This is a genomic window from Streptomyces xiamenensis (assembly GCF_000993785.3).
Taxonomy (GTDB): Bacteria; Actinomycetota; Actinomycetes; order Streptomycetales; family Streptomycetaceae; genus Streptomyces; species Streptomyces xiamenensis.
This window is the reverse complement of sequence record NZ_CP009922.3, coordinates 1,391,055-1,411,903: the sequence shown is the minus strand read 5'-3', so window position 1 is coordinate 1,411,903 and position 20,849 is coordinate 1,391,055. Positions and strand designations below refer to the sequence as shown.

19 protein-coding genes and 1 pseudogene are annotated in these 20,849 nt (G+C 71.7%); 8 read left to right on the top strand and 12 right to left on the bottom strand.

What is annotated here, in order from left to right; all coding sequences use genetic code 11:
• Window positions 1-3 precede the first annotated feature (3 nt).
• Window positions 4-1,434, top strand: a complete 1,431-nt coding sequence (locus tag SXIM_RS06420; RefSeq protein ID WP_078846846.1) for a nucleobase:cation symporter-2 family protein — start codon at window positions 4-6, stop codon at window positions 1,432-1,434.
• A gap of 36 nt (window positions 1,435-1,470) precedes the next feature.
• Here SXIM_RS06420 and SXIM_RS06415 read toward each other — a convergent pair whose 3' ends face one another.
• Window positions 1,471-2,301, bottom strand: coding sequence for a serine hydrolase domain-containing protein (locus SXIM_RS06415; protein ID WP_046723227.1), 831 nt, complete (start codon window positions 2,299-2,301; stop codon window positions 1,471-1,473).
• Window positions 2,302-2,384: 83 nt separating this feature from the next.
• Between SXIM_RS06415 and SXIM_RS06410 the strand changes: the two genes are divergently transcribed.
• Together SXIM_RS06410 and SXIM_RS06405 are read left to right on the top strand one after the other, a co-directional pair.
• Window positions 2,385-2,846 (top strand): MerR family transcriptional regulator, encoded by a 462-nt coding sequence (locus SXIM_RS06410; RefSeq protein ID WP_030726313.1) that lies wholly within the window; start codon window positions 2,385-2,387, stop codon window positions 2,844-2,846.
• Window positions 2,843-3,862 carry an aldo/keto reductase gene (locus SXIM_RS06405; protein WP_030726315.1) on the top strand — a complete coding sequence of 340 codons (1,020 nt, stop codon included), beginning with the start codon at window positions 2,843-2,845 and terminating at the stop codon, window positions 3,860-3,862. The genes SXIM_RS06410 and SXIM_RS06405 overlap by 4 nt, the downstream gene beginning before the upstream one ends.
• Here the strand turns inward: SXIM_RS06405 and SXIM_RS06400 are convergent.
• The 11 genes and pseudogenes from SXIM_RS06400 to aceE form a co-directional block, all read right to left on the bottom strand.
• Window positions 3,823-5,493: pseudogene (locus SXIM_RS06400) on the bottom strand (IS200/IS605 family accessory protein TnpB-related protein). The gene SXIM_RS06405 and the pseudogene SXIM_RS06400 overlap by 40 nt on opposite strands.
• The gene (locus SXIM_RS06395) at window positions 5,486-6,061 is read right to left on the bottom strand and encodes an IS607 family transposase (protein ID WP_030726319.1); all 576 of its coding nucleotides are present in this window, start codon (window positions 6,059-6,061) and stop codon (window positions 5,486-5,488) included. Before SXIM_RS06395 ends, SXIM_RS06400 begins: the two are co-directional and overlap by 8 nt.
• Window positions 6,062-6,128: 67 nt before the next feature.
• Window positions 6,129-6,290 (bottom strand): hypothetical protein, encoded by a 162-nt coding sequence (locus SXIM_RS27280; RefSeq protein WP_158707969.1) that lies wholly within the window; start codon window positions 6,288-6,290, stop codon window positions 6,129-6,131.
• Window positions 6,266-6,844 carry an Rv1733c family protein gene (locus SXIM_RS06390; protein ID WP_148236074.1) on the bottom strand — a complete coding sequence of 193 codons (579 nt, stop codon included), beginning with the start codon at window positions 6,842-6,844 and terminating at the stop codon, window positions 6,266-6,268. Before SXIM_RS06390 ends, SXIM_RS27280 begins: the two co-directional genes overlap by 25 nt.
• Before the next feature lie 81 nt (window positions 6,845-6,925).
• Complete coding sequence (locus tag SXIM_RS06385) at window positions 6,926-8,158, bottom strand: acyltransferase family protein (RefSeq protein ID WP_046723226.1); 1,233 nt, start codon at window positions 8,156-8,158, stop codon at window positions 6,926-6,928.
• On the bottom strand, window positions 8,142-9,245 hold the full coding sequence (locus tag SXIM_RS06380; protein WP_046723224.1) for an alpha/beta hydrolase: 1,104 nt from the start codon (window positions 9,243-9,245) through the stop codon (window positions 8,142-8,144). The genes SXIM_RS06385 and SXIM_RS06380 overlap by 17 nt, the downstream gene beginning before the upstream one ends.
• 159 nt (window positions 9,246-9,404) lie before the next feature.
• Window positions 9,405-10,112: a response regulator gene (locus SXIM_RS06375; protein ID WP_046723223.1), complete on the bottom strand. Its 708-nt coding sequence runs from the start codon at window positions 10,110-10,112 to the stop codon at window positions 9,405-9,407.
• Complete coding sequence (locus SXIM_RS06370; protein ID WP_030726334.1) at window positions 10,109-11,416, bottom strand: sensor histidine kinase; 1,308 nt, start codon at window positions 11,414-11,416, stop codon at window positions 10,109-10,111. The genes SXIM_RS06375 and SXIM_RS06370 overlap by 4 nt, the downstream gene beginning before the upstream one ends.
• A 104-nt stretch (window positions 11,417-11,520) precedes the next feature.
• On the bottom strand, window positions 11,521-12,399 hold the full coding sequence (locus tag SXIM_RS06365) for a DUF4429 domain-containing protein (RefSeq protein ID WP_046723221.1): 879 nt from the start codon (window positions 12,397-12,399) through the stop codon (window positions 11,521-11,523).
• An 87-nt stretch (window positions 12,400-12,486) separates the two neighbouring features.
• Window positions 12,487-13,713 (bottom strand): alpha/beta hydrolase, encoded by a 1,227-nt coding sequence (locus SXIM_RS06360; protein WP_030726340.1) that lies wholly within the window; start codon window positions 13,711-13,713, stop codon window positions 12,487-12,489.
• Between the two features lie 98 nt (window positions 13,714-13,811).
• Window positions 13,812-16,544, bottom strand: a complete 2,733-nt coding sequence (aceE, locus tag SXIM_RS06355; RefSeq protein ID WP_030726344.1) for a pyruvate dehydrogenase (acetyl-transferring), homodimeric type — start codon at window positions 16,542-16,544, stop codon at window positions 13,812-13,814.
• Between the two features lie 461 nt (window positions 16,545-17,005).
• Here aceE and SXIM_RS06350 point away from each other — a divergent pair, with 461 nt between their 5' ends.
• The 5 genes from SXIM_RS06350 (at window position 17,006) to SXIM_RS06330 (ending at window position 20,756) form a co-directional block, all read left to right on the top strand.
• The gene (locus SXIM_RS06350) at window positions 17,006-17,434 is read left to right on the top strand and encodes a DUF3052 domain-containing protein (RefSeq protein WP_030726347.1); all 429 of its coding nucleotides are present in this window, start codon (window positions 17,006-17,008) and stop codon (window positions 17,432-17,434) included.
• 96 nt (window positions 17,435-17,530) lie between these two features.
• On the top strand, window positions 17,531-17,989 hold the full coding sequence (locus tag SXIM_RS06345; RefSeq protein ID WP_030726350.1) for a peroxiredoxin: 459 nt from the start codon (window positions 17,531-17,533) through the stop codon (window positions 17,987-17,989).
• 100 nt (window positions 17,990-18,089) lie between these two features.
• Complete coding sequence (locus SXIM_RS06340; RefSeq protein WP_030726353.1) at window positions 18,090-18,671, top strand: TerD family protein; 582 nt, start codon at window positions 18,090-18,092, stop codon at window positions 18,669-18,671.
• 47 nt (window positions 18,672-18,718) lie between these two features.
• Window positions 18,719-19,900 (top strand): DUF475 domain-containing protein, encoded by a 1,182-nt coding sequence (locus SXIM_RS06335; RefSeq protein ID WP_107073906.1) that lies wholly within the window; start codon window positions 18,719-18,721, stop codon window positions 19,898-19,900.
• A 103-nt stretch (window positions 19,901-20,003) separates the two neighbouring features.
• The gene (locus tag SXIM_RS06330; protein WP_030726357.1) at window positions 20,004-20,756 is read left to right on the top strand and encodes a Tellurium resistance; all 753 of its coding nucleotides are present in this window, start codon (window positions 20,004-20,006) and stop codon (window positions 20,754-20,756) included.
• The last annotated feature ends 93 nt before the right edge of the window (window positions 20,757-20,849 follow it).

Here is a 20,849-nt window from a genome sequence, read left to right as displayed (position 1 = left end):
GCTATGGCCAGAGCTTGGGAGAAAGATCAGGTCCATCCCGTCGACGAGGTCCCGCGCCCCACCCGCCTGGTGGCGTTCGGACTGCAACACGTGCTCGCCATGTACGCGGGCGCCGTGGCCGTTCCGCTGATCGTCGGCGGGGCCCTGGGGCTCTCACCCGCCGAGCTGGCGTACCTCATCACCGCCGACCTGCTGATCTGCGGTGTCGCCACCCTCGTCCAGTGCGTCGGCTGGTGGCGGTTCGGGGCCCGGCTGCCCATCATGCAGGGCTGCACGTTCGCCGCCGTCACCCCGATGGTGCTCATCGGCCAGGACGGCGGACTGCCCGCCATCTACGGCTCGGTGATCGTGTGCGGCATCGCCATCATGCTGCTCGCGCCGGTCTTCGGCCGGCTGCTGCGGTTCTTCCCGCCCCTGGTGACCGGCACGGTCATCCTCGTCATCGGGCTCAGCCTGCTGCCCGTGGCCGGGAACTGGGCGGCCGGCGGGGCCGGGGCCGAGGACTTCGGCGACCCGCGCCATCTGGGCCTGGCCGGCGGCGTCCTGGCGGTGACGCTGCTCCTGCAGCGGTTCGGCCCCGGGCTGCTGGGCCGGGTCGCCGTGCTGGGCGGCATCGCCGTGGGCATGGGCGTCGCCGTGCCGTTCGGCCTCGCCGACTTCTCCGGGGTCGGCGAGGCCGACTGGCTCGGGGTCAGCACCCCGTTCCACTTCGGCGCCCCCGAGTTCCAGCTGGCCGCCATCGTCTCCATGCTGGTGGTCGCCCTGGTGACCATGACCGAGACCACCGGCGACCTGATCGCCGTCGGTGAGCTGACGGGCCGCAGGCCCGACCCGCGCCGGCTGGCCGACGGGCTGCGGGCCGACGGCCTGTCCACCGTGCTCGGCGGCGTCTTCAACACCTTCCCCTACACCGCCTACGCCCAGAACGTGGGCCTGGTCGCGCTCACCCGGGTCCGCAGCCGCTGGGTGGTCGCGGCGGCCGGCGCCATGCTGGTGGTGCTCGGGCTGCTGCCCAAACTGGGCGCCGTCGTCGCCGCCATCCCGGCGCCGGTGCTGGGCGGCGCGGGCCTGGTGATGTTCGGGACGGTCGCGGCGAGCGGACTGCGCACCCTGGCGGGTGTCGACTTCGGCGGGGAACGCGGCGGGCACGCGCTGACCGTGGTCGCCGTCTCGGTGGCCGTCGGCCTGCTGCCGGTCGGGGTGCCCGGCGTCTACGACGGGTTCCCGCACTGGTTCCAGACCATCATGGACAGCGGCATCAGCGCCGGATGCCTCACGGCGATCGTGCTCAACCTGCTGTTCCTGCACGGCCGGCAGCCACAGCCGGCCGAGGCGCCGCCGCCGACCGGGACCGCACCCGCGTCCACGACCGGCACCGTGCCGACGCCGCCGCCCGACGACGCCGCGACGGCACCACGCGGCCCCGCGGCGTAAAAGCTGTCCTCCGGGGCCCGCCCGGCGGGGCCTCGCTCAGCGCGAAGCGCCCAGCTCCGCCAGCACCGCGTCCGTGAACGGCGGCCACGCCTGCGCCGCCCACGGGCCGAACGCCCGGTCCGTCAGCGCCACACACGCCGCGCCCGCCTCCGGGTCCACCCACAGGAAGGTGCCCGACTGCCCGAAGTGCCCGAAGGTACGCGGCGAGGACGCCGCACCCGTCCAGTGCGGGCTCTTGTGATCGCGGAGGGAGAAACCGAGCCCCCAGTCATTGGGCTTCTGGTGCCCATAACCGGGCAGCACTCCGTTCAGCCCCGGGAACACCACCGAGGTCGCCTCGTCCAGCGTCTCGCGCGCCAGCAGCCGCGGCGCCTGCAACTCGGCCGCGAACGCCGCCAGATCGGTCACCGTCGAGACACCGTCCTTGGCCGGCGAGCCCGCCAGCTCCGTCGACGCCATCCCCAGTGGCTCCAGCACCGCCTCGCGCAGATAGTCCGCGAACGGCATCCCCGTCGCCTTGGTGAGATGCTCGCCCAGCACCTCGAACCCGGCGTTCGAGTACAGCCGCCGGGTGCCCGGCTCCGCCATCACCCGGTGCTCGTCGAACGCGAGACCCGAGGTGTGCGCCAGCAGATGCCGCACGGTCGACCCGGGCGGACCGGCCGGCTCGTCCAGCTCCGTCGCACCCTCCTCGACCGCCACCAGCACCGCGTACGCCGCCAGCGGCTTGGTCACCGACGCCAGCGCGAACCGCTGACCGGCCGGGCCGCGCACCCCCGCCACCCGCCCGTCCGCCAGCACCACGGCCGCCGCCGCTGACGGCACCGGCCAGCTGTCGATGATCTCCAGACTCCGCAGATTCGGCATGACCCCGACCCTAACGCGCCGCCCCGCGGCACCCGCCCGGTGGCCCTTGCCTGGAGTGCGCTCCAACTCCGTACCGTGGGCCCATGACCCTGACCCAGCAGGAGCGCACCGCCACCGGAACGGAAGACGACCTGTGCGCCTCGGTCGACCGGCCGCACCCCAGGCCCGCCGGCCAGGACCGGTACAGCATCAGCGAGGTGGCCGCCCACACCGGGCTCAGCGTGCACACCCTGCGCTGGTACGAGCGCATAGGGCTGATGCAGCACATCGACCGCTCCCACACCGGGCAGCGCCGCTACACCAACCAGGACCTGGAGTGGCTGGCCTTCGTCGGCAAGCTGCGGCTGACCGGAATGGCGGTCGCGGACATGGTCCGGTACGCCGATCTCGTACGACAGGGCGACCACACCTACCCGCAGCGCCGCGCCCTGCTCGTCGCGACCCGGGCCGAGGTGACGCGCCGGATGGCCGAACTGCACAGCACGCTCGCCGTCCTCGACTTCAAGATCGACATGTATACGACGACAGGGGAACACTCCGCATGAGCACCACCACCCCCATCGAGCGGGTGCCGCTGGGCACCGGCGGCCCGCTCGTCGGCGTCCAGGGCCTGGGCTGCATGGGCATGAGCTTCGCCTACGGCCCCACCGACGCCGACGCCGCCCGCGCCACCCTGGACCGCGCCCTGGAACTCGGCGTGACGCTCTACGACACCGCCGACATGTACGGGGCCGGCGCGAACGAGACCTTCCTCGCCCCCTTCTTCCGGGCCCACCGGGACGAGGTCACCATCGCCACCAAGTTCGCCATCGGCCTAGACCCCGACGACCCGGGCCGCCGCCTCATCCGCAACGACGCCCCGTACATCCGGCAGGCCGTCGAGGGCAGCCTGCGCCGCCTGGACGTGGACGTCATCGACCTCTACTACATGCACCGCCGCGACCCCGCCGTCCCGCTGGAGGAGTCCGTCGGCGCCATGGCCGAACTGGTCCGCGAGGGCAAGGTGAAGCACCTGGGGCTCAGCGAGGTCACCGGCGCCGAACTGCGCGCCGCCCACGCCATCCACCCCATCGCCGCGCTCCAGTCCGAATGGTCGCTGTTCTCCCGCGACGTGGAACGCACCGCCGTACCCGCCGCCCGGGACCTGGGCGTCGCCTTCGTCCCCTACTCCCCGCTCGGCCGCGGCTTCCTCACCGGCTCCTTCGCCGACGCCGGCACCGAACTCGGCGACGACGACTTCCGGCGCACCCAGCCGCGCTTCACCGGCGACAACGCCGCCGCCAACCGCGCGCTGCTGCGCCCGATCCAGGACATCGCCGCCGCCCACCGAGCCACCCCCGGCCAGATCGCGCTCGCCTGGGTGCAGCAACAGGCCACCGAGCGCGGCATGACCGTCGTCCCCATCCCCGGCACCCGCCGCCCCTCCCGCGTCGAGGAGAACACCGGCGCCACCCGCGTCCGGCTCACCGAGGAGGAGCTCACCGCCCTGGAGCCGATCGCCGCCCAGGTCGCCGGGGACCGCTACGCCGACATGTCCAGCACCTCGGCCGGACGGGAATAACCGTTCCTAAAGAGTGAGCATGAGTTGCACGTGCTCAGCCGAACGACCCGAACGGTCTTGGGCGTTCTGGTCCACCGCGTTCCTGCCGCGTCCAGCGCCAGCGGATCGTGTCCGTGGTCCGGGTACGCGGGGTGGTGTCCCTCGCTCCCTGGGTCGCCGGGTCGGGCCTGGGCGGTCCGATGCCTCACACCATCGCTCTGGTGGTGTGGGGGCGGTGCCGTCCGTCGTCTGATCCGGTGGCCGAGGGAACGTCGTCCGATCGCCACCGCTGCGGCGTAGTGCCGCGTCGCGGGGCGTCGCTTGGTGGTGAGGGGCTTGCGCCAGTGCTCGGCCCCCCACATCGAGGTGTAGGCGGGATCGACAGCGATCACGCCGATACCGGCTTCCGCGCACATCGACAGCAGACGTGCACGGACTCTGCCGGTGGGGATGCCGGAGATGAGCTGCCGGAACTTCTTCTTCCGGCCGTGCTTCTCGCGGGTCTTGGAGTCGGTGAAGTCGAGGTCTTCGATCGCGACGGCCCGCACGCCGCACTCCTGCGTCCATCGCAGGAGGCGGGTGAGGGCGTGCCGGAGCTGGGCGTCGCGGTGGCTGGCCGAACCGCTGAGGTCGTAGTCGAAGCGCCGGGGTGCGCCGACCGGGTTGCCGTACTCGTCCAGCAGCCACGCGGCCAGATGATCGGCGTTGGTGTCCATGCCGATCACACCACCGGCCCGCAGTGCGTCCAGTGGGATCACGGGCAGGTCTTTGCGGGTCCAGGACGCGTCCAGATACCAGCGGCCGGAGGCGGTGTTGAGGTGGATGCGGTAGGCCACGGCTCTGTTGCCGGTAACACGGTCGCGCCACTCCTCGCCCCGGAACGGGAACGACACCTTCGCGGCCAGCACGTAGCGGCTGTGCCGGGCGTTGGCCAGGTCGGCGAGCGGCGCGGGAAGTTTGATCGACACTCCGCCGTCGGGGGTGACGCGGATCGTCTCATTCCCGTACCGCTTGCCGGACTCGCCGTCAGCGGTGAGGAACCAGCGGGCCGCCTCCCACTGGGCACGCCACTGCTCGGGCATCTTGCCCGCGGCGTTGAGGTTATGGCGCTGGCGGAAGAGGCGACGGCCGCCACGTGTGACGGACACTCGTCCGGCTTCCCGCTCGACGCGGATCTTTTCGCACTTCTCTTCGAGGATCGCCAGACGGCGCGTCTTGACGAACCACTCGTGCTTGGACCGGTAGCCGCCGGGTTTGCCCCGGCTGCCCTTCTCCCCGACCGGGAGGGACAGGCGGTGCCGCAGGGTGCGGATACCGGCGTCCAGCGACGCCAGGTGCTGGTGCTGGGCTCGGCGGGACAGGCCCCACTGGTCGTGCGTGCTGGAGGTGACCGAGCCAGCCCACCGCGAGGACGACTCGGCGGTCAGGTCCCGCTTCCGGGCGGCCCACGTGTCGGTGGAGTGGTCCATTCCGTCACGGCGGCGCCGGGCCAGATCAGCGGAAGCGAGCCGCCCCATGTGCTCGCCGACGGCCCGCAACACCTTCTCGTCCTCGGCGGTCAGGCTCTTGAGACGGTCGCGGATACTGACGCCGGACGGCCCGTCCGCGACGAACGGCCGGGCGATCTGCCGCAGCGGTTTCTTCTCAGCCATGCTCAGCCGCCTCAAGCGCCTTGCGGGCACGGTTCTTCGCCGACCGGCGCCCGTACAGGCGGGCACAGAACGACGTCAGCACCTCCACCACATCGCGCACCAGATCGTCTTCCACCTCACCATCGTCCAGGACGACAAGGCGGCGGCCGTGCGCGGACAGGGCTGCCTCAACGAGTTCGACGTTCATCCGGCCGAGGCGGTCTTTGTGCTCGACCACGACCGTGGTCACCGCCGGGTCGGCCAGCAGCCGCTTCGCCTTCGGCCGGCAGCCGTTCATCCCTGAAGCGATCTCCGCCTCTACACGGACGACACGGTGACCGGCCTTCGCCGCCCACTCCGACAAACGGGCAACCTGACGTTCCAGGTCGGCCTTCTGGTCATGCGAGGAGACGCGGGCATACAGGCCAAGACCACCGACTGCCCCGGGAGTCGCGGCGGCTTCGATGTTCACCAGGATCGTGCGCGGCCCAACGCGCTGAGCGGGCACGGGAAGCGTCCCGTTCTTATACCACCGGTACGCGGTATGGGGGCTCACCCCCTGCGCTCGTGCCCACTCAGTCAGATTCATTCCGCGATCATAGTGCAACTAGAGGACAGCCATACACACTTATGCACGCTCAGACGACGGCAGTTTCTCACCCCCGCGCCCCGGAGCGGCGGCGCTCGATCCGCCGCAGCACCGCGTACGCCAGCCGGTACGCGAGCGACACGGCGAACGTGGCCGCGAACCGCCGCACCGGGCGCGAACGGACCAGGTACCGCAGCGCGGACCTCAGGAGTGATAGCGGCGTGCCCATCGCGGCTCCACCTCCATCCATTCCCGCCCCCAGTACCGGTCGTGCCCGCGCTCGAAGCGCTCGCGCGCCAGGTGCCGCGTCAGCAGCACCGCCGCGCCGGCCCCGCCCGCCGCCAGCAGCCCGGCCGCCGAGGACTGCACCCCTCTGGCCGCCGGGCTCGGCGGCGCCTGGGTCGGGGAGCCGTGCTGATCGAGCCAGAGCGTCACCTGCTCGCCCGGCTTGCCGCCGTGGTCCAGGCGCACGGTCTGGGTGTGCTCGGTGCCGTTCGTGTCGTTCCAGCGCACGGTCGCCGTGGTCTCCCCGTTGCTGGGCCGCACCGCCGGGCTGGGGGCGGCGGCTCGGGCGTCGTCCACGACCACCGCCGGGGTGCTGTGCCGGGTCTGCTCCTGCCGTACACCCGTGTGCCAGGTGCTGGAGAACGCCAGCACACCCATCAGCACGGGCCCGGCCACCAGCAGCACCGACAGCACCATCAGCACCACGCCCTCCACCACATCGCTGCGCCGCCGCAGTGCGGAGCGGTGCCAGCGCCACATCCGTACTCTGTCCGCCATCGCAGTCGGTCCTCGGTCCTCGCTGCCGCGTGGCCCCCGTCGTGCGGCAACCGAGTACCCGGCATCAGCCCCGTAACCCCTTCACACGACGGCGAAGGCGTACAGCGAGAACGCCGCCGCCAGCACCCCGGCCAGCGCCCGCCCACCCGCCGAGGCACCCGTCCACGGCTGCTCGAAACGCCTGGTCAGCGCCCCGATACCGACCAGCAGCACGGCGAACAGCGGCAGCCACATCAGCCGCGCCGCCACCCATCCCACGGTGGCCGGGGCCGAGGTCAGGCCCAGCACCGCCGCACCGCCGCTCAGCACGGCGGAGGGGATCGCGGCGGCCAGCATCGCGCTCTGGTGCCAGCACAGGATCGTCATCGCGCTGAGGTTGATCACCACGACCGGCGTCCACAGCGCGGGGCGGGCCAGCAGCGCCGCCAGCCGCTCGCGCACCAGCACCGCCACTCCCGACTGCGCGGCGGCCAGCGCCAGCACCAGCAGCGACGGCGGGTGGGAGTTGGTACGGGCCTCGCCCGGCACCCCCACCATCGACGCGGGGTAACCGAACACTGTCAGCAGCGTCACGAACAGCGCCAGCCCGCCGCCCAGCAGCAGCCACGCCGCCGCCCGCCGCGACAGCCGTCCCACGCCCCACACCAGCCCCAGCTGATAGCCGAACAGCCAGCCCGGCAGCAGGTTCAGCAGCCCCAGCCAGGACGGCATCGCCTCCGCGTACGGCCCGTACCGCAGCGCGTCCACCACCGCCACCGAGGCGAGCAGCGGCAGCGCCGACCACAACCCGGCGCGCTCGGCGGCGCGCAGCGCGTACGGGGTCAGCGCCGTGATCACCGCGTACACGCCGACGAACCACAGCGGCTGGACGACCAGCACCGCCGCCGTCCGCAAGGTGGCGCCCGGCACCCCGGCCAGGGACAGCGGCGGCAGCAGCGCCGCCCACACGGCGGCCACCCCCAGCACCGGCCGGCCAAGACGCACCAGCCGGCCGCGCAGCCACGTGGTGGCCGGGGTGCCGCGCTCGGCGGCCCGGCGCAGCGACAGGGCCGAGGAGTACCCGCCGACCAGGAAGAAGACGCCCAGCAGCTGGAACAGCCAGCTGGCCGGGGCGAGCGCGCCGAGAGCGGCGAGCGGGCTGCTGTTGTGCAGCGCGCCGGCCTCGTCGAGGGTGAAACCGCCGACCAGCCAGTGTCCGGCGGGCACCGACAGCAGGGCGAGCGCCCGCAGCCCGTCGACGGCACGGTCCCGGTGGGCGGGGGTGCGGGCCTCGACGGTGGAGGCGAGGGAACGCAGCTCAGTGGAGAGGGACATCGGAGCACTCCGGGGAGGTCGGGGCGCAGCCGATCAGCTCGTAGGCGCCCAGGGTGATGGCGGAGAGGTTGCGCAGCGCGTCGGTGCCGGGCGTGCCGTATCCGGCGTGGCCGCCGGCGTCGTCCGAGGTGAAGACCCGGGCGCCGTACGCGGGGTCGGTCGGGTCGGTGCCGTGACCCAGGCCCAGCACCTGGACGTTGGGGACGGCGCTGATCCAGTCGGCGGGCGCACGGGAGGCCCACACGCGGGCGCCGGTGCCCAGGGCGGCGGCGGAACCGGCGCGGGTGCCCGGGCTGCCGAGGAAGACCAGGTCGCCTGCGGCCAGGTGCGTACCGGCGTCCCGGGCGGCCAGGCCGCACACCACGGAGCCGTAGCTGTGGCACAGCACGGTGGGCGGGGCGGCGGTGGGAGCGGTGGTGACGGCGAGCCCGGCCAGGAAACGCTCCAGCCGTGGTGCCCCGGCCCGCGCCAGCCGGTCGGTCGCCTGGTCGGGGCCGACGCCGTCCGGGGTGGTGTACCCGATCCAGGCGACGGTCGCGGAGGCCGTCCCGGGGGCGTCGGCGGTCAGTTGGTCGTGCAGGGCGCGGGCCCAGGTGGTCGGCGTGTTGTACGTGTCGAGGTCGTTGTCGCTGCCCGGGACGACCACGGCGGTCCGCTCGGCGGACGGCAGATCGCCGAACACCTCGGCGAAGGTGCCCCGGCCGCGCGGATCGAAGGCGAGCAGCTGCCGGCCGGGGTCGGGCGGGACGCCGTAGTGCTCCTGCCAGGCGAGGGCGTTGGCCGCGTACCGCAGCGTGAGGGGGGCGCCGTCGAGATTGCCGACCGTCAGCGGGTGGCGGGCCGCGAGATCGCTTCGCTGGTCGCCGGTGAGGGCGGCGAAGAACGCGGCGACCTCGGCCGGTGCGGCGTCCCGCGGGTCGGGCAGCGGCACCCCGAGGCTGTCGTCCGCCCGCCACGCCGCCGCCCCGGCCGGGGGGCCCTGGACGGGCTGGGTGTGCGACCCGAAGGTCCACCCCCCGGTCGCGGTGGCGGCGGTCAGCGCGAGCAGTGTGCTGGCCAGAACCCGCGTGAGACGGCGGCGCGGCATGTCAGGTCTCCCTCCCGGGGCCGCCGGAGGAGCCGGCGGCCGGTCGGGAAGGAGAGTGCGGGGACGGCACCCGTACCCGCGTCACACCGGGGAGCCATTCCCGGTGTCATACCGGGGTAGGGGGTGCGGCGGTGGACCGCCCCGAAAGTGGGGCGGTCGTTACCGCTCGCCGGGGGAGACCAGCCCGGACTCGTAGGCGAAGATCACCGCCTGGGCGCGGTCGCGCAGGCCCAGCTTGCCCAGGACGCGGCTGACATGGGTCTTCACCGTCTGCTCCGCCACGAACAGGGACGAGGCGATCTCCTGGTTGGACTGTCCGCGCGCCACCAGCTCCAGCACCTCGGTCTCACGGGCCGTCAGCCCCTTCAGCCGCAGCGCCGGGTCCTTGCGGCGGCCGGCCGCCGGCCGGGCGGCGAAGTCGGCGATCAGGCGGCGCGTCACCGAGGGCGCCAGCAGCGCGTCCCCGGCGGCCACCACCCGCACCGCCGCGATCAGATCGGCCGGCGGCGCGTCCTTCAGCAGAAAGCCGCTGGCGCCGGCCCGCAGCGCCTCGTACACGTAGTCGTCCACGTCGAAGGTGGTCAGCATCAGCACGCGCGGCCGGTGCACCACCCCGGGCGGCGGGTCCAGCAGCCGCCGGGCCGCCTCCAGGCCGTCCATCACCGGCATCCGGACATCCATCAGCACCACGTCGGGGTGCTGGCGGCGGCTCAGCTCCACGCCCTCGGCGCCGTTGACGGCCTCGCCCACCACATCGATGTCGCTCTGCGCGGCGAGCAGCGCCGCGAACCCGGCCCGCACCATCGCCTGATCGTCGACGATCGCCACCGTGATCGGGCCGCCGGCGCCCGTGCCGGTGCTGTTCATGAGATCTCCCCCCGGGTCGGTTCGGCCAGTGGCAGCACGGCCGCCACCCGGAAGCCGCCGTCCGCCGTCCGGCCGGTGTCGAGTTCCCCGCCGACCAGGCGGGTTCGCTCCCGCATGCCGATCAGACCATGGCCGGTGCCGTGCGACTCCAGCGGGCGGGCGGGGGTGGCGGCCGGGCCGTTCACGACCTCCACCCGCAGCGCGGAGCGCGCGTCGTCGACGGCCACCGTCACCGTCACCGCGGACCCCGGGGCATGCCGTACGACGTTGGCCAGCGCCTCCTGGACGATCCGGTACGCGCTGAGGGTGACCGCCTGCGGAAGCCCGTCGGCCTCCCCGGACCGCGTCAGCCGGGCGTCCACCCCGGCGTGGACGGCCGACTCGACCAGCGCGTCCAGTTCGTCGAGACCCGGCTGCGGCGCGAGCTGCGGATCGCCGTCGCTGCCCTCGCTGCCCTCGCTGCGCAGCACGCCCAGCAGCCGCCGCATCTCCGCCAGCGACTGGCGGGCGGTGCCCGCGATGGTGGCGAACTCCTCGCGGGCCGCCTCCGGGATGCCCTCGATGCGGTACGGGGCGCTGTCCGCCTGCACGGTGATCACCGACATATGGTGCGCGACCACGTCGTGCAGCTCGCGGGCGATCCGGGCGCGCTCCTCCAGCAGGGTGCGGCGGGCCCGCTCGACCTCGCTGACGTGCTGCGCCTCGGAACGCTCGCGCACCGCGCCGCCCAGCAGCAGGACGACGCCGGACAGGACGACCAGCAGCACGTTCGAGCCGGGGGAGTGGTCGGGGTTGAGCAGACCCAGCAGGACAGCGGCGGCCACGGTCGCCAGCCAGACGGCGACCAGGGTGCGGCGCGGCAGGCGCAGGGACAGCGGCAGACACAGCAGGAGGTAGCCGATGATCGCGGGCGGCGGCCAGGGCCACGCCTGGTTGCCGAGGGTGTCGGCCCACAGGAGCAGGGCCAGGGCGGTCAGGATGTCGGCGACGAAGACGATGTACCAGGCGGACAGGGGCCGGGCGGCGGCCAGCAGGAGCGGCGCGGCCTGGGCGACCCCGAGCAGGCCGGCGAGAGCGCCGGGCAGGCCGTAGTCGTTGAGGAGGACGACGATCCCGGTGGGCAGCAGGGACGCGGCGGCGGCGAAGGCCAGCACGTGCGGCAGCACCCGCATCCACGCCCGGGGGGCACGGGCGAGCAGCGCCTCGGACGGCTCGCGAGCCCCGAGCGCCCGGGACAGCAACACTCCCTGCCGGCGCACGTCGTTCCACAACCGCCCGGCAGCCGACTCCGCAGTAGACCCCACGCGGGCCAGCGTACGACCTGCGGTCCGCCGGGCCCCGCCGGCCGCCCCGCCGTGCTTCTCCCCCGAGCGCGCCACCGTCCGTGCTCGCCGGTCGGCCCACGCTCCTACAACTCGGCCAGCAGCTCTTTCTTCTTCGTCGTGAACTCCTCGTCCGTCAGCAGCCCCGCCCCGTGCAGCTGGCCCAAGTGCCGGATGCGGTCCGCGATGTCGGCGGGGTCGGCCCGGTGGTGGTGGGCCGGGGCGCTGACCTTGGCGGGGACGGGATCGGTGGCGTGCACCGCCGCCAGGACCGCGGCGGCCAGCGGGAGCGACTCGTGGACCAGACCGTAGCCCAGGCCGAAGCACACCGCCGTGGGGTCCTGGTCGGGCTCCCCCGACGCGGGTTCCGGTTCGCCGTCCGGGCCGTGGCGCAGCAGCCGCAGATGCCCGCCGGTGATCTCCGGGGAGCGCCATTCGATGCCCGCCAGCTCGCCCACCTGGAAGAACTGGTCCCCCGCCTTCCACTTCGCCGAGGAGGCCCCCGTCGAGAACCAGCGGAAGGAGACCACGTCGCCGTCGAAGGCGACCCGCGCGTCGTACGCCTTGAACTGCAGCGGCGCGGGCGGCGCCGCCACCAGATAGCCGTCGGCCGGCTCCGCCGCGTCCGGGGGCAGCACCGCCCGCAGTTCGTCGGCGTAGTACTCGCCCAGCGTCTCCCGCTCCGCCGGCAGCAGCAGCCGGTACGGATCGGCCGAGGACTTCAGCTGCCCGGCGGCCGCGTCCAGCAGCGGGTCGGCACCCCGCCGGGGCACCGCCCGCAGCACCATCGTTCCCTTGCGCTTCCCCGGTGTGAGTTCCACCGAACTCAGCGCCTCATACGGGATACGGCGCTCGCCGAGTATCTGGAAGAGCTTCGGCGTCCGTATGCCCCGTTCGAAGCGGATGAGCACGGAGTCGGTGTCGAACTCCCAGGAGGAATGAATTCCCGCCAGCACATCACCCATGCGGGTCATCGTATGCGCCCGCGCTGACGGTTTCCCCTCGCGCGTCGCAGTGTGTCCGGTGGTCGCCAGCAAACGGTGCTACGCGCATCAAACCAGTGCCGCGCACGGGTCGGAAGGGGCGCAGTGGGTGATCCCTGGCGCGCACCGGACGGAGTCGACCGCACCGGTGGCCACGAGCGCCAGGTTGACGAGACTCTCGGCCCCCGGTTCGAAGTAGCCGCTGTGTCCCACCGCGTCGCCGGTGCCGAGCAGCCGCGCCCCGAACGCCGGGTCCGCCGGGTCCGCGCCGTGGCCCAGCGGCCCGACCTCCAGGTGCGGGACGTCGCTGATCCAGTCGTCGTCGGAGACCATCGCCCACACCCGGGCGCTGGTGCCCAGGCCGGTCACGTCCGGGGCGCGCATTCCGGGGCTGCCGGCCACCGCGATGTCGGTGACGCGTGCGGGCAGGCGGTCGGCGGCCAGGCCGCACACCACCGAGCCGTAGGAGTGGCACAGCAGCGCCACCGGGGAGTCGCCGGGCAGCCCGGTCAGGGTGGTCAGCAGCCGGTCGGCGCCCGCCTCGGCCAGGTCGCCGGTGAACGCGGACATGGCGATGCCGGAGGGCGCGTCGTAGTCGGCCCAGGCGATCACCGCCGTGCTGGTCCCGGGTTCCAGGTCCCGCTCCTCGCGGTACAGCGCCTGGGCCATGCCGACCGGTGCCGAGTACTTGCCGAAGGTCTTCTGGAAGCCCAGCAGATCGGTGTCGACGCCGGGCACGATGAGCGCGACGCGTTCCGCCGTCTCCAGGTCGCCCAGCACCTCGGCGACCTTGCCCCGGCCGGTGGGGTCGAAGGCGAGGATCTGCCGCTTCCCGTCGCCCAGGGTCTCGAAGCGGTTCAGCCGGCGCTGTGCCTCGTGCGCCCCGGCGGGGGAGAAGCCGCCGACGGCGATGCGCGCGCGTTCGGCCTCCGCGGCCTCGGCCAGCGCCACCCGGTTGGCCTCGTACCGAAGGGTGATGGGGGCACCGGCCAGATTGCCCACGACCAGCGGGTAGTCGTGCGCCAGGGTCCGCTGCTCGGCGGCGGTCAGGCCGGCGAAGAAGGCGCCGATGCCCTCGGCGGGGGTGTCCGGGCGGGGGAGGGGTTCGCCGTGCAGGGTGCCCTCGGCCCAGGCGGCGTGCTCCTGCGCGTACACGCTGGGGGGCGGCGCGTCGCCCCGCGCCATCCAGCCCGCGGTGGCCAGCACGGCGAACACCACCGCCAGGGGCATCAGGACCCGTCGGGCGGTGGTCGGCAGGCGGAAACGCTCCTGGCGGAGCGTCGCGAGAGTCAGCACTATTCGCGCATCATATGAGTCCGCCGGGCGCAAATCGGACAGCCCCGCCGTGGCGTGTGACACACCTCGACGGGGCCTGACCAGCCTTTATGTGGTACTTACGCGTCGCCGCCGGCCGTACCGGGGTGCGCGGCGGCAACATCCAGCAACTGATAGCGATCGATTGCTGTGCGGAGCACCGAGCGGTTCAGCTTGCCGTCCCGCACCAGTTCGGTCAGCACCCCGAGCACGATCGACGGGGCGTCGATGTGGAAGAAGCGCCGCGCCGCACCCCGGGTGTCGGCGAAGCCGAAACCGTCCGCGCCCAGCGACTGGTACGTACCGGGCACCCAGCGCGAGATCTGGTCGGGAACCGCCCGCATCCAGTCGGAGACGGCCAGCACCGGTCCGTGGTCGTCGTGCAGCGCCCGGGTCACGTACGGCACCCGCGGCTCCTCCTCCGGGTGCAGCAGATTGTGCTCCTCGGCCGCCAGCGCGTCCCGCCGCAGCTCGGTCCAGGAGGTCGCCGACCACACATCCGCCCGTACGTCCCACTCCTCGGCCAGGATGCGCTGCGCCTCCACCGCCCACGGCACCGCGACGCCCGAGGCCAGGATCCGCGCCGCCACGGTGCCGCCGGGGGCCGTGCGGTAGTGGTACAGGCCCTTCAGCAGCCCCTCGACGTCCACCCCCTCCGGCTCGGCCGGGTGCTGGATGGGCTCGTTGTAGACGGTCAGGTAGTAGAAGACGTCCTCGGCGTCGGGGCCGTACATCCGGCGCAGCCCGTCCCGCACGATGTGGGCGATCTCGAAGCCGAACGCCGGGTCGTACGCCACACACGCGGGGTTGGTGGACGCCAGCAGCTGGGAGTGGCCGTCCGCGTGCTGCGTCCCCTCACCGGTCAGCGTCGTACGGCCGGCGGTCGCGCCCAGCACGAAACCGCGCGCCAGCTGATCGGCCATCTGCCAGAACTGATCGCCAGTGCGCTGGAAACCGAACATCGAGTAGAAGACATACACCGGGATCAGCGGCTCGCCGTGCGTCGCGTACGCCGACCCCGCCGCGATCAGCGACGCCGTGCACCCCGCCTCCGTGATCCCGTCGTGCAGCAGCTGCCCGGTCGGCGACTCCTTGTACGACAGCAGCAGCTCGCGGTCCACCGACTCGTACGTCTGCCCCAGCGGGTTGTAGATCTTCGCGGACGGGAAGAGCGAGTCCATGCCGAAGGTGCGGTACTCGTCCGGCGCGATCGGCACGAAACGGTGGCCGATCTCCTTGTCGCGCATCAGATCCCGCAGCAGCCGCACGAACGCCATCGTCGTCGCGATCGACTGCTGCCCGCTGCCCTTGCGCAGCGCCGCGTACACGCCCTCCTGCGGCAGCTTCAGCGGGCGCGCCCGGTTCACCCGGGTGGGCACGTAGCCGCCCAGCTCCCGGCGCCGGTCGTGCATGTACTGGATCTCCTCCGACTCCCGCCCCGGGTGGTAGTACGGCGGCAGGCCCTCCTCCAGATCGCTGTCCGGGATCGGCAGCCGCAGCCGGTCGCGGAAGCCCTTGAGGTCATCGACCGTGAGCTTCTTCATCTGGTGGGTGGCGTTGCGGCCCTCGAAGTTCGGGCCCAGCGTCCAGCCCTTGACCGTCTGCGCCAGGATGACCGTCGGCTGCCCCTGGTGCTCCTTGGCCGCCCGGTACGCCGCGTAGATCTTGCGGTGGTCGTGCCCGCCGCGCCCCAGATGCAGGAGCTGGTCGTCCGTCATGTGCTCGACCATGGCCCGCAGCCGCTGGTCGCCGCCGAAGAAGTGATCGCGGATGTAGCCGCCGGTCTCGGTGGCGTACGTCTGGAACTGCCCGTCCGGGGTGGTGTTCAGCTTGTTGACCAGCACCCCGTCCCGGTCCTGGGCCAGCAGCGGGTCCCACGAGCGGTCCCACACCAGCTTGATGACGTTCCAGCCGGCGCCCCGGAAGACCGACTCCAGCTCCTGGATGATCTTGCCGTTGCCGCGGACCGGGCCGTCCAGACGCTGGAGGTTGCAGTTGACGACGAAGGTGAGGTTGTCCAGGCTCTCGCGGGCCGCGATCGTCAGCTGGCCCAGCGACTCCGGCTCGTCCATCTCGCCGTCGCCCAGGAACGCCCACACATGGGAGCGCGAGGTGTCGCAGATGCCCCGCGCCTGCATGTAGCGGTTCATCCGGGCCTGGTAGATCGCGCCGATCGGGCCCAGGCCCATGGAGACGGTCGGGAACTCCCAGAAGTCCGGCATCATCCGCGGATGCGGATAGCTGGAGAGGCCGTACGGGGCCTTGGAGCGCTCCTGCCGGAACCCGTCCAGGTTGCGTTCCGTCAGGCGGTCCAGCAGGAACGCACGGGCGTAGATGCCCGGCGAGGCGTGCCCCTGGAAGAAGATCTGGTCCCCGCCGTCGCCGCCGTCCTTGCCCCGGAAGAAGTGGTTGAAGCCCACGTCGTACAGGGAGGCGGAGGAAGCGAAGGTGGCGATGTGCCCGCCGACCCCGATGCCGGGCCGCTGGGCGCGGGAGACGGTGACGGCCGCGTTCCAGCGGGTGGCGTTGAGGATCTTTCGTTCGATCTCCTCATTGCCGGGGAAGAACGGCTCGTCCCGGGTCGCGATGGTGTTCACATAGTCGGTGCCGCTCATCTCCGGCACCGCGACGCGCTTCTCGCGGGCGCGTTCGATCAGCCGCAGCATGAGGTAGCGGGCCCGCTCCCGGCCGCGCTCGTCGACGGCGGCGTCGAGCGAGTCGAGCCATTCCCGGGTCTCCTCGGGGTCGAAATCCGGGACCTGGCTGGGCAGACCGCCAATGATGATCGGGTTGCGATCGGATCCGGAAGCCACGCTGTTCCTTCACGTCCTTCGCTGGGAGTGTGCGGTTCTGGTGGGATGTCGGTGTGTCGGATGTGTCGGATGTGGGGAGTGTGCCGGGTGGGGCGCCACGGGCGTCTCGTGTCATATCCAACGTCTGCGGCGTTTCCCACCGTTCCATCGTGTACCGGGCGGCGGCGGGAAAACATCTCTACCGGGCGGTATTCCCCACTCCGGTGGACATGGCCCGCGTACCGCCATCCGGCCGCTCCTGGGCCCAGCACACCGGGGTGCCGCCACCCGCGCGAGCGGCGTCTGCCACTATGACGCAGATCACGCAACCATGGCCGACACGGGCCCGGGGCGTCAACGACGGGCCGGGTTCGCCGGGCCGGGTACTTGCGCGATTCGCCCGGCCCGTGTGGACTACGGCAAAGCCGCGCGTCAACGCGCGGGCCCGAACCGTACTGACTGAGACAGGACAGGAGCAATCCGTGAGCGCGACCGCGGACCACGCGGAGACCAACCTTGCCGTGAGGCTGGGTTTCCAGCCCGGAATGGTGGTCCAGGAGATCGGCTACGACGACGACGCCGAGGAAGAGCTCCGCGAGGTGATCGAGGCCACCACGGGCCAGGATCTCGTCGATGAGGACTATGACGACGTCGCCGACGTGGTGCTGCTGTGGTTCCGCGAGGACGACGGCGATCTGACCGACGCGCTGGTGGATGCCATCGGGCTGCTCGACGAGGACGGGCAGATCGTGCTGCTGACGCCCAAGCCGGGCCGGGACGGTTACATCGAGCCCAGCGAGATCGGCGAGGCCGCCAAGACCGCCGGTCTGGCCCAGACGAAGAACCTCAACGCCGGCAAGGACTGGACGGGCAGCCGTCTGCTGACCCCCAAGGCGGCGCGCAAGAAGTAGCGCGCTGCACGGCCCCCGGCGCCATCCCGGCCGCCGGGGGCCGCAACGTAGGCTGGGCGCGACACATGCAACCGACACCGAAACGGATGTCCGTCCATGGCGATTGAGCCCGGCACCAAGGCGCCCGACTTCACCCTGAAGAACCAGCACGGCCAGACCGTCACGCTCTCGTCCTTCCGGGGCGAGAAGAACGTCGTCCTGCTGTTCTACCCCTTCGCGTTCACCGGTGTGTGCACCGGCGAGCTGTGCGCCCTGCGCGATGAGCTGCCGACCTTCGTCAACGACGATGTTCAGCTGCTCGCCGTCTCCAACGACTCCGCGTTCTCGTTGCGGGTGTTCGCCGAGCAGGAGGGCCTGGAGTACCCGCTGCTGTCCGACTTCTGGCCGCACGGCGAGACCTCCCGCGCGTACGGCGTCTTCGACGAGGACAAGGGCTGCGCGGTGCGCGGCACGTTCATCATCGACAAGGAGGGCGTCGTCCGCTGGACGGTCGTCAACGGCCTTCCGGACGCGCGGGACATCGAGGAGTACGTCACCGCTCTCAAGGCGCTGTAACCCGGATCACCACCCAACGCGTCGTAATGACATATTGGGGACGGTTCGTGCGTCCCCCGACGCGCTTTCGCACACGCATACCAACGGACTGGAGGACACCGTGGGAGTCAGCCTCACCAAGGGCGGCAATGTCTCGCTGACCAAGGAGGCCCCGAATCTGACGGCGGTGACCGTGGGCCTGGGCTGGCAGGCACGCACCACCACCGGAGCGGACTTCGACCTGGACGCCAGTGCCCTGCTGACCAACACCCTGGGCAAGGTCATCAGCGACCAGCACTTCATCTTCTTCAACAACCTCAAGAGCCCCGACGGCTCCGTCGAGCACATGGGCGACGAACTGGTCGGCGGCAACGCGGACGGCGGCGACGAGGAGGAGATCAAGGTCGACCTGGCCAACATCCCCCTCGAGGTGGACAAGGTCGTCTTCCCGGTCTCGATCTACGACGCCGACTCCCGCCAGCAGAACTTCGGCCAGGTCTTCGGCGCGTACATCCGCATCATCAACCAGGCGGACGGCCGCGAGCTGGCCCGCTACGACCTGACCGAGGACGCCTCGACGGAAACGGCGATGGTCTTCGGGGAGCTGTACCGGCACGGTGGCGAATGGAAGTTCCGCGCCATCGGGCAGGGCTACGCCTCGGGACTGCGGGGCATCGCACTCGATTATGGCGTCAACGTCTGACCCGTGATACGGCGCCGTGACGCCCGGCGTGGGAGACAGGACTTCTTGTGATACTGAAAACCTTCGGCTGGTCCTTCGGGGTCACCGCCATCGGACTGGCGGCAGCTTTTTACTTCTGGGGGTGGGAGGGGTTCGCCGTCGTCGCGATCCTCTCGGTCCTTGAAATCTCCCTCTCCTTCGACAACGCGGTGGTCAACGCCGGTGTGCTGAAGAAGATGAACGCCTTCTGGCAGCGCATCTTCCTCACCATCGGCATCCTCATCGCGGTGTTCGGCATGCGGCTGGTCTTCCCGGTCGCCATCGTCAGCGTCACGGCGGGTATCGGGCCCATCGACGCGGTGCAACTCGCGCTCGACAACCCCGACCAGTACCAGGAGATGGTGACGGACGCCCATCCGTCCATCGCCGCCTTCGGTGGCATGTTCCTGCTGATGATCTTCCTCAACTTCATCTTCGAGGAACGCGACGTCCACTGGCTGGGCAGGCTGGAACGCCCGCTGGCCAAGCTCGGCCGGATCGACTCCTTCGCGGTGGGCGTGGCACTGGCCGCGCTGCTGCTGACCGCCAGCACGGTCGCCACGCACGCCTACCAGCACGGCGGTACGTACTCCGACGAGTCGAGCACGGTGCTGCTGGCCGGCCTCGCCGGTGTGCTCACCTATCTGGTGGTCGGCGGGCTCTCCGGGTTCTTCGAGAACAAGCTGGAGGAGGACGAGGAGCGTGAGGAGGCCAAGGCCGAGGCCAGGGCCGAGGAGGCCAAGGCCGCCGGGCAGCAGCCCACGATGGTCGGCCTGGCCGGCCGGGCCGCGTTCTTCCTCTTCCTCTACCTCGAAGTCCTCGACGCCTCCTTCTCCTTCGACGGGGTCATCGGCGCCTTCGCCATCACCAACCACATCTTCTGGATGGCGCTCGGCCTGGGCATAGGGGCGATGTACGTGCGGTCGCTCACCATCTACCTGGTGCGCGAGGGCACGCTGGACGAGTACCGCTACCTGGAGCACGGCGCGCACTACGCGATCGGCGCGCTCGCCACCATGCTGCTGGTGAGCATCCGCTGGCACCTGCCGGAGGTGGTCACCGGCGGCGTCGGGGTCGCGCTGATCGGCCTGTCGTTCTGGTCCTCGCTACGGGCCAACCGCGCCGACGCGGCCACCCGCCGCGGCGGTGGGGACGACGGGGACGGCGGCGGAGTGGACTCCGGGAAATCCGCCATACCCTCCGGGGTGTGAGCACCGCGCGATTGCGGAAACCTAACAGGCGGGGCGCCGCTGGGCCACATGCCCAGGGCGCCCCGCCATGGTTATGCGGGTACGAGGGCGGGTGGAGTGGGACATGGCGTCGCTGTGGAGCTATCTGAGGCGCAGCCGGGAGCCGGCGCAGAAGTTCGACACGGTGGGTGGCGCGGCCAGCTACGCGTACGAACTCACCAAGCGCTACCCGGAGTTCTCCCTCACCCGGCGTGGCGCCGACACCGGCACCCTGCGGGTGGACCTCTCCTGGCGGATGCGCACCGAACTGGGCGGCTCCAGCCACCGCAAGCTGAACGCCTGGCGGCACCCGCTGGAGCTGTTCAAGCCGGCCGAGATCCAGGGGCACACCCAAGGGCTCGCCAACGTCGACTTCGACCTGGGCTGCCTGTACGAGCTGACGAACGGCACCAAGGGTGTCGTGCAGCCGCTCGGCGGGCTGACCGGGGACTTCGGCGACCCGCCGTACATCAAGCTCAGCGGTGACGACCGGTTCGGCACCGCCTCGGGCGAGCAGATGTACATCAACCTCGACAACAAGGACGAGATCAAGCGGCTGCTGATCTTCGTCTACATCTACGACGGGGTGGCCGCCTTCAGCCGGGCCAACGTGGTCATCACGCTGGTGACGAGCGACGGCAAGCACGTCGAGATCGGCCTCACCGACCCGCCGGACCAGGCGCACTCGTGCGCGGTGGTCCTCATCGAACACGAGGCGGACGGCGCCCTGGTGGCCCGCCGGCAGGTGAAGTACACCTACGGCTTCCAGTCCGAGATCGACCACCTCTACGGCTGGGGCATGTCCTGGGCGCGGGGGCGGAAGGCCGGCCGCGCCTGACCACCGGCGCCGCCCGCCGGTGACCGCGCCGATCTGAGTACCGGTACTCATGTCGGTCCTTGCACGCCACTGATAGCTTCCTGCTGCCGAATG

Excerpts from the sequence above, each read along its gene's own strand:
- SXIM_RS06380 (WP_046723224.1), bottom strand. The coding sequence starts at position 9,245 with ATGCCGCGCCGCCGTCTCACGCGGGTTCTGGCCAGCACACTGCTCGCG.
- SXIM_RS06365 (WP_046723221.1), bottom strand. The coding sequence starts at position 12,399 with ATGGGTGATGTGCTGGCGGGAATTCATTCCTCCTGGGAGTTCGACACC.
- SXIM_RS06410 (WP_030726313.1), top strand. The coding sequence starts at position 2,385 with ATGACCCTGACCCAGCAGGAGCGCACCGCCACCGGAACGGAAGACGAC.
- SXIM_RS06420 (WP_078846846.1), top strand. The coding sequence starts at position 4 with ATGGCCAGAGCTTGGGAGAAAGATCAGGTCCATCCCGTCGACGAGGTC.
- SXIM_RS06375 (WP_046723223.1), bottom strand. The coding sequence starts at position 10,112 with ATGAACAGCACCGGCACGGGCGCCGGCGGCCCGATCACGGTGGCGATC.
- SXIM_RS06345 (WP_030726350.1), top strand. The coding sequence starts at position 17,531 with ATGGCGATTGAGCCCGGCACCAAGGCGCCCGACTTCACCCTGAAGAAC.
- SXIM_RS27280 (WP_158707969.1), bottom strand. The coding sequence starts at position 6,290 with ATGGGCACGCCGCTATCACTCCTGAGGTCCGCGCTGCGGTACCTGGTC.
- SXIM_RS06405 (WP_030726315.1), top strand. The coding sequence starts at position 2,843 with ATGAGCACCACCACCCCCATCGAGCGGGTGCCGCTGGGCACCGGCGGC.
- SXIM_RS06390 (WP_148236074.1), bottom strand. The coding sequence starts at position 6,844 with ATGGCGGACAGAGTACGGATGTGGCGCTGGCACCGCTCCGCACTGCGG.
- SXIM_RS06385 (WP_046723226.1), bottom strand. The coding sequence starts at position 8,158 with ATGTCCCTCTCCACTGAGCTGCGTTCCCTCGCCTCCACCGTCGAGGCC.
- SXIM_RS06330 (WP_030726357.1), top strand. The coding sequence starts at position 20,004 with ATGGCGTCGCTGTGGAGCTATCTGAGGCGCAGCCGGGAGCCGGCGCAG.
- SXIM_RS06395 (WP_030726319.1), bottom strand. The coding sequence starts at position 6,061 with ATGAATCTGACTGAGTGGGCACGAGCGCAGGGGGTGAGCCCCCATACC.
- SXIM_RS06415 (WP_046723227.1), bottom strand. The coding sequence starts at position 2,301 with ATGCCGAATCTGCGGAGTCTGGAGATCATCGACAGCTGGCCGGTGCCG.